Genomic DNA, 11,170 nt, shown 5'->3' on the forward strand with positions numbered 1-11,170 from the left:
ATTTTAACAAATTTATAGGAGTTGCATGCCAAAATTTGCAGTACACGCACAGAAGGTACCTTTGGGAGACTGCATTGTGAAAAAAATTGTGACTGGTTTCGCAATTCTTGCTTTTGTCGGGGTCAATTCTCCCGCAAACGCGAGCATAACCGGAAACATCAACGCCACGATCACACTCACTACTGCATGCAGAATCAACAATACTGTTGTACCTGATGCAACAACGAACGTTGACTTTGGCACGCTTAACTTCGGCACGCAGAACACCTACTTCACGCAGGCGACGGCAGAACTCCTCGGTACGGCAGGCAACGGCATCGCCATTCAGTGCAGCAATGGCACCGCACCAAGCATTTCATTCTCGGGCGGCAACTCCGCAGGATCAGGATCGAGCAACACCGGCACCACCGGCACCCGATCGATGAAGCACACGACGCAAGCCAGTTACGTGACGTACAACCTGTACAGTGACGCGGGCGGCACGACGCCGATCGTGGCAAACACACCCATCGTTCTGGCGACCGATGGCAGCGCGCAGAACGTCGCCGTCTATGGAACCGCCTATGGTGCCGCAGGCCTGATCACGGGCACCTACAACGACGTCGTCGTGGTGACGATTACTTTCGGCGCCTGATCGAGACAGGCGAACGGCAGTTGGTCCACATGAATATGTTCTCGCGTCACTTGGTGCTCGCGGTCGGGACTCTGGCACTTTTTTCCTGCACGCAGGCCCACGCCGAAACGAGCAGGACTTTCGCGGTGTCCGCGACCGTGTCGCCTGGATGCGCCGTCGATGGTGTGGGGATGAGCGGGAATGCAGGAACGATGGGAACCCTGACGTTCACGTCCCAGCCCGCCCTGGCCACGTCCACGGTTCAGGCAAGCCTGTCCGCGTCCCAGACCATAACCCTGCGCTGCACGCCAGGCGTAAGCCTTTCCATGTCGATCGACGGCGGCCTGCATCAGGCGACGAGCCGCACCCTGCAACTGGGGACAACCTCCAACCGGCTGGCATATGGCCTTTGCGCGGACGCCGCCTGCGGGCAGGTAATCGGGATCGCCCAGCCGACCAGCATCACAGTGACGTCCGCCAACATGAACGATGTCCGGCTGCCGATCTACGGGCGACTGACGCTTCCGGGCAATACTCCGCCGGGCACTTACACCGATACGGTGACAGTGACCTTGAGCTGGTAGGATGGACTGAGGACACTATGATGCGGCTCTTCACAGTTCTGCGACGACTTCCGGTTTTCGGCATCTTCCTGCTCCTGCCCGATTTTGCGTATTCACAAAGTACCAATTCGGTCGTCATCTGGCCGGTCAACCCTGTGATCGAGAGTGGAGAGCGCGCCACGCCGTTGCGCCTCGAAAACCCCGGTACGCGGCCGATCCTGATGCAGATCCGCATTTTCGGCTGGCAGCAGATCGATGGCGACGAGCGTTTCGTCGAGCAGAAGGAAGTGACGGGCACGCCTCCGATGGTGCGTATCGAGGCCGGCCAGCAGCAACTCATCCGCCTGACCCGGATCGCTCCTCCCTCCGATGGCGAGCGGTCTTATCGCGTCATTATCGACGAGATTCCGATTGCCGATACACCGGCCCAACCGGGCACGGGGGAGCCCAGGCAGGCCGCAGCGGCGATCCAGTTCCGCATGCGCTATTCGCTCCCCCTGTTCACGTACGGAACGGGCGACGAAGCCCGGTCCGCAAGGGATCGGGCCAAGGATCGGGCAGGCTCGGCTCCCGCGCTAGAGTGGCGTGTGGTCGAGACAGGCGGAGCGACGTCGCTCGAAGTCCACAATCCGGGCACCCGGCACAGCCGTCTCACCACAGTCACGATGAAGCGGGCGGACGGAACATCGCTGAAGCTGGATGGGGCGCATGGCTATGTCCTGGCCGGGGCAACGATGCGCTTCGCGATCACGCAGGCCATCGCGCCGCAAGCGCGGCTTTTCGCCGAAGTCGAGGGGGATTCCTCTTCGCCAATGACGCACCGACAGCCCTGAGGAGGACGGTTGAACCGGCAGACGGGTGCTCTGCATCCTTGTCGGAATGGCCCATGGGAATGGAAGGTGAATGTTGCTTCTCGCGGCCATTTTTCGTCAGTTGAAATGGGCGCTCTTTTCCGGAACATGCGCTGCGCTGATCGTGGCTCCTTGCCAAGCTGCGACAAAATACGACGATATTCCCGCCGCCGCGTCTTATGCCGAAAGGGGAACCGTGGCCGAAGCCGAGCCACTGCAACTCGAGGTCGTGGTCAACGGCGTGCCGAGCGGAGTGATCGTGCCGGTACAGGCAAGCGAGGGCCATTTCCATATTTCCGCCGGCGACATGCGTGCTCTTTCGCTGCCAGTGGAGGGCGAAGCTTCCGCACAGGTCACGGTGGATGAGTTGCCCGGGGTGGAAGTGGAATACGACATGCCCAACCAGCGCCTGAAATTGCAGGTTCCTGCCCGGTGGCTACAAGGCCAGCAGATCGGGTTCGGACCGCGCCGCAACGAAGGACCCGCGCGCAGCAGCATTGGCGTGATGCTCAACTATGATCTTTACGCGGTCGATGCGCCCGGAGCACCGCCATCGGCTTCGCTATGGACCGATTTCCGGGTATTCGGACCTGCCGGGCTGTTCTCGACCACCGGCGTTGCGCGAACGGGCGGCAACACGGCCTTCATGCGGTACGACACACGCTGGATTCGATCCGACGAGGACAGCATGACGACTTACGAGGCAGGCGACCTCGTCACCCGGACCCTGCCGTGGAGCAACGCGATCAGATTGGGCGGGGTGCAGGTCTCGCGCGATTTCGCGGTCCGGCCCGATGTGGTCACATATCCAGTGCCGGCTTTCGCGGGAGAGGCGGCGCTGCCGTCGTCGGTACAGTTGTTCATCGACAATCACGAGGCATTCGGCGGATCGATCCAGCCCGGCCCCTTCGTGATGAACCCGCTGCCCCAGATCAACGGCGCCGGGCAAGCCAGCATTGTGGTCACGGATGCGCTCGGCCGACAGGTTGCGACGCAAGTTCCCTTTTATGTAGCGACCACCCTGCTGCGGCCCGGTCTTACCGATTACGCAATCGCGGCAGGGGCGATGCGCCGGCACTACGGACAACGCAGTTTCGATTACGGCACGATGGCTGCAAGCGGCTCGTTACGCCACGGCCTTTCCAAAACGCTGACGGCGGAAGGCCATTTCGAACTGAGTGGCGCCACGGCCGTTTTGGGCGTAGGCGCCGTCGTTCGGATCGGGACATTCGGCGTAGTGAATGCGGCCTACGGCATGAGCCGTAATGGCGGCCGGAACGGGGGACAGGTCTCCGTCGGTTATCAGTACCAGCGCCGCGACTTTTCCTTCTCCGTCAATCACCAGCGGCAGAATGCAGGCTTCTTCGACCTCGCCTCCCTGACGCGGGATCGGGACCGGGCGACAAGGATGACATCGGCAAGCGCCAGCGTGGCGCTGGGCCGTTTCGGATCGATCGGCGGCGCCTACCTCGAAAGCCGGGCACGGGGAGAAGGCAGGACGCGGCTGGCGAACCTGAGTTGGACGATGCCGGTCGGGGGCTCGGCGAGCATCTTTGCCTCGGCGACGCGCGACCTGGGCGAGCGCGGCTGGACGGCCTCGCTCAGCCTGCAGGTCCCGCTGGGCGGCAATCGCGGCACCGTCAACGGCGGCGTGATGCGCGAGGCGGACGGCCGCTATGGCACCCGGATCGACTATAACCGCGCAGTGCCGACGCAAGGCGGCATCGGCTGGAACGCGGGCGTAGATCGCCTGGGCCACGGCGACCTCTACGGCAATGCCGACGTCACCTGGCGCACCCGCTTTGCGGAACTGCGCGGCGGCGCGTACGGCCGCAGCGGCGACGTGACACGCTGGCTGGGCGCATCGGGATCAGTCATCTGGATGGACAAGGCGGTCTTCGCGGCCAATCGAGTAGCGGACGCCTTCGCGCTGGTTTCGACACGGGGCTATTCCGGCGTGCCCGTCTACTATGAAAACCAGCTGGTTGGCCGCACCGATGCCCACGGGCATGTCCTTATCCCGTGGGCGGCAGCCTATTATCCAGGCAAGTACACCATCGACCCTCTGGGCTTCCGCGAGGACCTGACCGCCGATGTCGTAGATCAGAAAGTGGCTGTGAAACGGGGCAGCGGCTACATCCTGGATTTCCCGGTCCGCCGGATGATTGCTGCGCAGATCGCGCTGGTGGACAAGGCCGGAGCACCGTTACCGGTGGGCGCCGTGATACGCGTCAATGGCCGGGGAACCGCCTATGTCGGGTGGGACGGGCTCGTCTTCGCCGAAGACCTTGCCGCGCACAACGATCTGGTCGTCACCCTGCCGGACGGGGCAAGCTGCCGGACGGTCTTCGACATGAAGGTGGAACAAGGCAAGATCGCCGACATGGGAACGCTGACATGCCAATGATCCCCCATTTTCGCGCGCTCGCCCTTTTGCTGGCAGTGATCCTCACTGCATGGAGCGGAACCACGCGGGCGCAGACTTACGGGAACTGCACTGTGGCCGCCTCCACGATCACGATCGGGGATGCCGGATCATTCTCGGTGGCAGGACAGGCACAGGCGAGCAGCGGCGCGGGCGGCCTGTCTTGCTCCAGCCTGCTGACGGTAGCCACCACGTCCTACATAAAGGTCCGGGTAGACTCCTCCACGTTCCTGCTGACCGGGCCGGGCGGGCAGACCATACCGTTCACGCTTTCGTCCGCTTCGGGGGGGACAGCGCTGACTGCGGGCAGCGAGGCGGACTTGTCTACCACGGCCCTGATCACCCTGTTCAGCGGGCCGGGAACCAGTATCCCGCTTTACGTGCGCACCACGCCGACCTCGGGGCTTGCTGCCGGGACATACACCGGTACGGTGATGCTGCGCTGGTACTTTTCGATCTGCACGATCGGTGCCCTCAACGCCTGCGTCGGGACATCGAACAGCCCCGGCGCCACGCGCAGCACTCTATTGGGGCCATTGACCAGCTGGGGCACGGGCGTGCCGCTAACGGTGACAGTGACGCTCAAGGTCCTGCCAGACTGCCAGATCACCGCGCCCGACCTGGCCTTTGGCACTGCTCCGCTGGTCGGCAGTTTCAGCGCGGTGACTCGCACGATCTCAGTTCGTTGCAGCCTCAATTCGACCTATACCGTCGGGCTCGGCAACGGGCAGAACTTCTCGGGTACACGACGCATGCGGCAGGGCACGACCAGCAATTACCTCAATTACGAAATCTATCGCGGCAGTTCCGTCAGTGCGGGTCGATGGGGCAGCGCGATTGCGGCAGAGCGCCGCAGCAGCGCATCCGCAGACAGCAATCCGGGCATCTACGACAGCAGTACTCTGCAAGGATACACCTATCGCGCGGTCATCGACTCCGCCCAGATGACGCCTGCTGCAGGAGTCTACGGCGATGTGGTGATCGTGGACATCGGATTCTAGAGCGTGTCCAGTCAGGTGGCCCCACCTGACTGGACACGCTCTAAAACCAAGAAATCAGAGCCCGCTGCCGCCGATCTTCCAGGTCATCTCAAGGTAGATACTGCGACCGACGCTGTCGAACCAGCTGATGTCGTAATACGGATAAGACGCATAGCTCCGGTCTTTCACGGGATTGGTGTCCAGCACGTTATTCACCGTCAGAGAACCGCGCAGATGATCGGTGAAGTCATACTGCAGGCTGGTATTGAACAGGTAGCTCGCCTTTATATAAGCGTCCTGATCGTAGTTCGGCAGCTTGCCGAGACGGGTGCCCGAGAGCGTCCACGAAAGCTGCTCCACCTTCCAGGTCAGGCTCGCGGTCGATTTGTCGCGCGGGATGTCGTAGCCGCTGTCGTACGCCAGCTTGTTGATCGACGCATCGCCGGGATATTGGCGGAAGCTATGCGTGAAGACGTGCGTGTGCGAGGCCGAAAGCGAGAAATCACCGAAATCGGTCGGCAGATTACCATGAAGAGCCACGTCGATGCCGCTGGTCTTTTCGTGCGCGATGTTGATCGGGTTGATTGAAACCGCGTCGAGTTCGCCTTCGTTGACCCCGCTGGCATAGCGCTGGACGCGCGAAAGCGCATCCTGGCAGGTCGGCGAACCGACATCTACCGCACTGCCGGAGGTAGTGGTGCCTATCCGGCAGTCGGCTTCGTCGCGCAGCAACTTGTCGATGGAAAGGTCCTGCACCTGGTTCGACAGCGAGACGCGGAAGTAGTCCACCGAAACATCGAAATGACGGCTCGGCTGCCATACGAACCCGCCGTTGAGCGACTTGCTCGTTTCCGGCTTCAGGGCGCGATTGCCATTACGCTTGGCGACGATGCCTTCGTCGGCATAGGAGCAATCGCCGATGTCCTCGTCGGGCTCGTCGGTACGACACAGGTAATAGTCCGTCGCCGAAGGATGGGTATTGCCCGGCCCGGTGAAAACATAGTGCAGGTCCGGCGCGCGGAAGCCCGTGCCATAGGCCGCGCGCAGCAGCAGGCTCTGCATCGGGCGCAACTCGACACCGCCGTTGTAGGTGAACTTGCCGATCGTGTTGCCGGCAAAGCGATAGCCGTCATAGCGCGCCGCGCCGGACAGTTGCAGGAAGCTGGTTACCGGAACGCGCAGTTCGCCGCCAAGCGCCCAGTGGCTGCGCTTGCCATGGCCGTCGCTATCCTTGAGCCCATAGTAATAGTCGGTCAGCGCGAGCGGATCAGGATTGAGGTCGTAGCCCTGCTTGCCGCCCTCCGCGACTGCCGCGAACCCGACCGGGCCTGCGGGCAGGTCGAACAGGCTGGTGCTGGTCAGCGTGGCCTGCAGGTTGTCGGTCCAGCTCTTCGGACGATAGACCGAATAGGCGGTGATGCTGTCGTACTCGGTCAGGGTCAGCGGCGTGTAGAGGCGCGCGGGGGCCGCGTTGAAGACCGGATAGCCGCTGTCCTCGTCGGTGCCGATCTGCTCACCCAGGAACAGCGCGTTGGCCTTGGCGGCGATCACCTGCGGGAAGGCAACCCGGGCGCGATACTCGCTGTGGTTGAACGAAACCTCGTAGGACCACTTTCCGGACAGCGATCCCTTGACGCCGGGCGTGATGCTGAAGGTCGTCTGCCGGTTGCGCGTCATCAGGTTGCGAAATCCACCCGATTCCTCGGGTGTGAACTGGCGATACCAGTCGTCCAGCCGATCGTCGAAGGCATTGTAAAAAGTCGTGTCGCTGCTGCCCGAGGCATCCTGAAAGCCCCACGAAAGCACGTCGGGCATGAGCGCGACCTTGCTGATGCCGAACTGCGCATCAACGAAGAGTTCGGCCGCATCCGACAGTTCGTATCCGGCCGAGGCAAAGCTGTTGAAGCCCTCTCGCCGGGAAATGATTGTGCCGTAGCCGATCGAGGTGTTGCTTCCGCAGAAGTAACCGGGGCCGTAGTCGTCGAGATCGGGATCGTAGGCGCCGTAGCGCGGACGCGAGGCGTAATAAGTCGAGCCACCGTTGAGCCCGCCGAGGCCCGCGCACGTCGCCGCACCGGGATCGACGTATTCGTCGGCATCGGGATCATAGCGCAGGAACGTGCGGCGCGCGAGCGGCGTAGCAGTCGTGGGGTTGTCCGCGGTGCTATCCTGCAACTTGCGCTGATAGCCCCAGATCGGCCGCTGCAGCAGGTACTCCGCGCCTCCGATGATATGGAATCGGTCGGTCGACCAGCCGCTCGTCACCGAGAGGCGATGGGACATGCCGCCGCCGTGCTCGGTGCGGCCGTGGCGGTAGTCGATGGTGGTGCCGTCGATCTTGTCCTTCAGCTTGAAGTTGATGACACCGGCGATCGCATCCGATCCGTAGATGGCCGAGGCGCTGCCGCTCAGCACTTCCACCTGCTCGATCATGCTGACCGGGATGTTCGAGATGTCGGTGAAGTTACTGCGGCCCTGGAACGGCAGCGGGAAGTCCGCGATGCGCCGCCCGTTAACGAGCACGAGGGTATGGTTCGGACCGAGCCCGCGCAGATCGACCTGCTGCGCGCCGGGCGTGAAGCTCGCGCCGCTGAAGGACTGCTGGCTTTGCGTCTCGCCGCCGTTCTGCGTGACCGCGCGCAGGATGTCGGGAACGCTGGCGTAGCCGTTCGCGCGGATCGATTCCGAATTGATGACGGTTACAGGCGCAGGCCCCTCGCTCGCCACGCGAGGGATGCGCGAGCCGGTTACGACGATCGCATCCTCCTGCACGGCATCCCGGGAGGCATCCTGCGTCGCCTCCTGCGCCATGGCGCCGCTACCCGGCTGCACGCACAGAGCAAGAATGCTGCATCCAAAAGCCCACACCCCGCGGCGGCCATATAAACCGGAACCTGCAAACGCACCAGAACCCATAGTGTCCCCCGGTCGAAAGCGGGCTTGCCCCCTGCCCGCCCATGCTTCCGACGTTGTCACGAAACCACAACACGGACGCCGCCTCAATCAATTTGACATTATATTACTTCACATTGCAGACTGGTGTGCGCAAAATGTCGCAACCCGTCTTCCGGAAGACTTGGCGACGTATTCGGAGGACGATGCATGAAATTCTCCGCAGCTCCCGTTCTCGTCGCTACCCTCGGCCTTGCCGGACTGATGCCCGCATCCTCTGCCATCGCGCGGACGGGCTACGAGCACTACGCTGTGGGCGACCTGGACACGCCGACGACAGCGCCTCATTCCGGCGGCCTGCTGCTGATGGGCGGGGGAGACCGCAACATCGATGCGATGAAGTGGTTCTTCGTCCATGCCGGCCAGGGCCACATCGTGATCCTGCGCGCGTCGTTCGGTCCGGAGATCGGCGAGGAGTTCTACCGCGAAATCGGCGGTATTCGCTCAGCCGAGACATTCGTGTTCAGGAATCGCAAGGCCGCCTATGATCCGAAAGTGATCGCCGCGCTGCACAAGGCAGACGGCATCTTCATCGCCGGCGGCGATCAGTCCCGCTACGTGCGCTTCTGGCGCGGCACTCCGGTCGCCGCAGCGCTCGACGCCCACGTCGCTGCCGGCAAGCCGCTCGGCGGTACAAGCGCGGGCCTGGCGATGCTCGGGGAGAAGCTTTACGGGGCGATGGACGGTGGCAGCCTGACGAGCATCGAAGCTCTGGCAGATCCGTTCGGGCCGGGCAACACGATCGAGGGCGACTTCCTGCATCTGGCGACGCTCAAGGGCATCGTCACCGACACGCATTTCAAGGAACGCGACCGGTTGGGCCGCCTCTTCGCCTTCGTCGCCAAGGCGCAGGCGGCGCGCACTGAACCAATGATCGGACTTGGCGTGGACGAGAGCGCAGCGCTTGCAATCGAGACGGACGGCAGCGGGCGGATCTACGCCACGGCGCCGGATGGCGGCGCTTGGCTGGTGGATGGTGCCGGATTGAAGTCCACTGCGGCATCCGGCACACTTGCCGCCGATCGTGTGACGGTCACCGGAATAGGCGCACGTTCGATAGTACACCTGCCGGGCGGCACGGTCGACGCCCCGCTGTTCGTACGCACTTACGCAGTGCGGGAAGGCAAAGTCGTCGAGGTGCCGCGCTGATCGCTCGCTGCCATTGGAGCGGGCAAAGCCCTCGCATTTGCCTTGAACGGTGCAATGTACCGTGACGCCCCGCCGTCGGCAAAACTGCAGCAGCAGCGGCTTCGCGGAATGAACGACCGGTAGGTTGACGTGCAGTCCCAGCCTAATGAATTCTAAGAGCCTGATCAGAAAATAAGTTGAGTGGTATCAGCAGGTTAGCTTGACGCTTTGGCCTGTCATTGATTCATGGGTTTCGCCAAAAACTACCATGGATTCAACGATGTGGACCGATACCACTCGCGCCCTTCATGCGCGAAGAGGGCTAGCTTTGCCAAGCGATTTGACGGATGCCGAGTGGGCGCTGCTGGAGCCATTGCTTCCACCTGCGTCTCGTGTCGGACGGCCCCGCAAATGGCCATTACGACGCATCGTCGAGGCAATTCTGTACCTACTGCGCGGAGGCCTGCCATGGCGGATGCTGCCGCCTTGCTTTCCGCCGGTGTCGAGCGTGCGGCATTGGTTCTACTTGTGGCGAGACAACGGGCTGTGGCTGACGATAAACCACACCTTGTTGATGATGGCCCGAGAAGCTGATGGGCGAGAGGCTTCTCCCAGCGCTGGCGTGATCGACAGCCAGTCGGTCAAGACGACCGAAAGCGGTGGCCTGTGCGGTTACGATGCAGGCAAGAAGATCAAAGGACGCAAACGGCACATCCTGACCGACACCGATGGAAATCTTGTCCATGCCGTTGTGCACGCCGCCGACATTCAGGACCGGGACGGGGCACCGCTGGTCCTTGGAGAAATCGTCAGGCGCTTCCCCTGGCTGCGTCACGTGTTTGCAGACGGCGGCTATGCCGGAAACAAGCTCAGGGAGGCCCTGCGCCGGATCGGAAAGTGGACCGTCGAAATCATCAAACGGTCCGATACTGCCAAGGGCTTCGAGGTCTTGCCGCGACGATGGGTCGTCGAAAGAACGCTCGCATGGCTGAGCCGCAACCGGCGTCTGGCAAAGGACTTCGAGGAAACCATCGCGTCCGCCACGGCTTGGCTCTTTATCGCATCCATCCAGCTATATGCTCGCCGCATCGCAAGGCCCTGATTGCCACGCCCGCAATTTTGAATCAGACACTCAAGATGCAAAGGTTCTTGAGATTACGCGGTAGGAATGACCGCCATTCACCCCTTCCGGCCGTCAGGCGACGGGAAGCCGATGCCCGGAACCGGAAGTTCTTGCGCGCTTCTGTTCAGAAAATGTTGCGAGGAAAAACGGACCTAGTGCGGACACGGCATTGCGTATAGCTAGGCTCTTAGCGCCTAAGTCATTGATATGTTTGGTTGCGGGGGTAGGATTTGAACCTACGACCTTCAGGTTATGAGCCTGACGAGCTACCGGGCTGCTCCACCCCGCGTCACCATGTTGGGCTGTTTTTGTCAGCCCGGCAGTTTTTGTTTGTCCATTCCGACGTTGTCGGCCTGGACGGCGGGCTGCTCCACCCCGCGTCACCGTTGCGTTGGCCTGCAGTATTGCAGGAACGCGAAGAGGGCCGCGGGGATATTTCCCTTGGCCCTCTTTGAGTTTTGTCATTGTGATGGGTTTTTTATCTGGCGTTTGTGCGCCGGCTTCAATGCCTGGCGACGTCCTACTCTTCCGGGGC

Annotated in this window: 8 protein-coding genes and 1 tRNA gene; 7 read left to right on the forward strand and 2 right to left on the reverse strand. The window is 62.2% G+C overall.

The window, feature by feature from the left end:
• The first annotated feature begins 25 nt into the window (after positions 1 to 25).
• The 5 genes from PKE80_RS14700 (at position 26) to PKE80_RS14720 (ending at position 5,453) form a co-directional block, all read left to right on the forward strand.
• Complete coding sequence (locus PKE80_RS14700) at positions 26 to 634, forward strand: Csu type fimbrial protein (RefSeq protein ID WP_271183138.1); 609 nt, start codon at positions 26 to 28, stop codon at positions 632 to 634.
• Positions 635 to 669: 35 nt separating this feature from the next.
• Positions 670 to 1,197, forward strand: a complete 528-nt coding sequence (locus PKE80_RS14705) for a Csu type fimbrial protein (RefSeq protein WP_271183158.1) — start codon at positions 670 to 672, stop codon at positions 1,195 to 1,197.
• Positions 1,198 to 1,214: 17 nt separating this feature from the next.
• Entirely contained in the window at positions 1,215 to 2,009 is a 795-nt protein-coding gene (locus tag PKE80_RS14710) for a fimbrial biogenesis chaperone (protein WP_271183139.1), read from the forward strand.
• Positions 2,010 to 2,079: 70 nt separating this feature from the next.
• Positions 2,080 to 4,434: a fimbria/pilus outer membrane usher protein gene (locus PKE80_RS14715; RefSeq protein WP_271183140.1), complete on the forward strand. Its 2,355-nt coding sequence runs from the start codon at positions 2,080 to 2,082 to the stop codon at positions 4,432 to 4,434.
• Positions 4,425 to 5,453, forward strand: coding sequence for a Csu type fimbrial protein (locus PKE80_RS14720; protein WP_271183141.1), 1,029 nt, complete (start codon positions 4,425 to 4,427; stop codon positions 5,451 to 5,453). The genes PKE80_RS14715 and PKE80_RS14720 overlap by 10 nt, the downstream gene beginning before the upstream one ends.
• 54 nt (positions 5,454 to 5,507) lie before the next feature.
• Here the strand turns inward: PKE80_RS14720 and PKE80_RS14725 are convergent, their stop codons facing one another.
• A complete protein-coding gene (locus tag PKE80_RS14725) occupies positions 5,508 to 8,264 on the reverse strand; it encodes a TonB-dependent receptor plug domain-containing protein (RefSeq protein WP_271183142.1) in 2,757 nt (918 codons plus the stop codon).
• Positions 8,265 to 8,534: 270 nt separating this feature from the next.
• On the opposite strand from PKE80_RS14725, the gene PKE80_RS14730 reads away from it, so the two are divergent.
• Both PKE80_RS14730 and PKE80_RS14735 read left to right on the forward strand, forming a co-directional pair.
• The gene (locus PKE80_RS14730; RefSeq protein WP_271183143.1) at positions 8,535 to 9,533 is read left to right on the forward strand and encodes a cyanophycinase; all 999 of its coding nucleotides are present in this window, start codon (positions 8,535 to 8,537) and stop codon (positions 9,531 to 9,533) included.
• Positions 9,534 to 9,792: 259 nt separating this feature from the next.
• On the forward strand, positions 9,793 to 10,614 hold the full coding sequence (locus PKE80_RS14735; RefSeq protein ID WP_271183144.1) for an IS5 family transposase: 822 nt from the start codon (positions 9,793 to 9,795) through the stop codon (positions 10,612 to 10,614).
• Between the two features lie 233 nt (positions 10,615 to 10,847).
• On the opposite strand, the gene PKE80_RS14740 is transcribed toward PKE80_RS14735, so the two are convergent.
• Positions 10,848 to 10,924 (reverse strand) — tRNA-Met (locus PKE80_RS14740).
• Between the last annotated feature and the right edge of the window lie 246 nt (positions 10,925 to 11,170).

It is taken from the genome of Novosphingobium resinovorum (assembly GCF_027922145.1).
GTDB classification, from domain to species: domain Bacteria; phylum Pseudomonadota; class Alphaproteobacteria; order Sphingomonadales; family Sphingomonadaceae; genus Novosphingobium; species Novosphingobium resinovorum.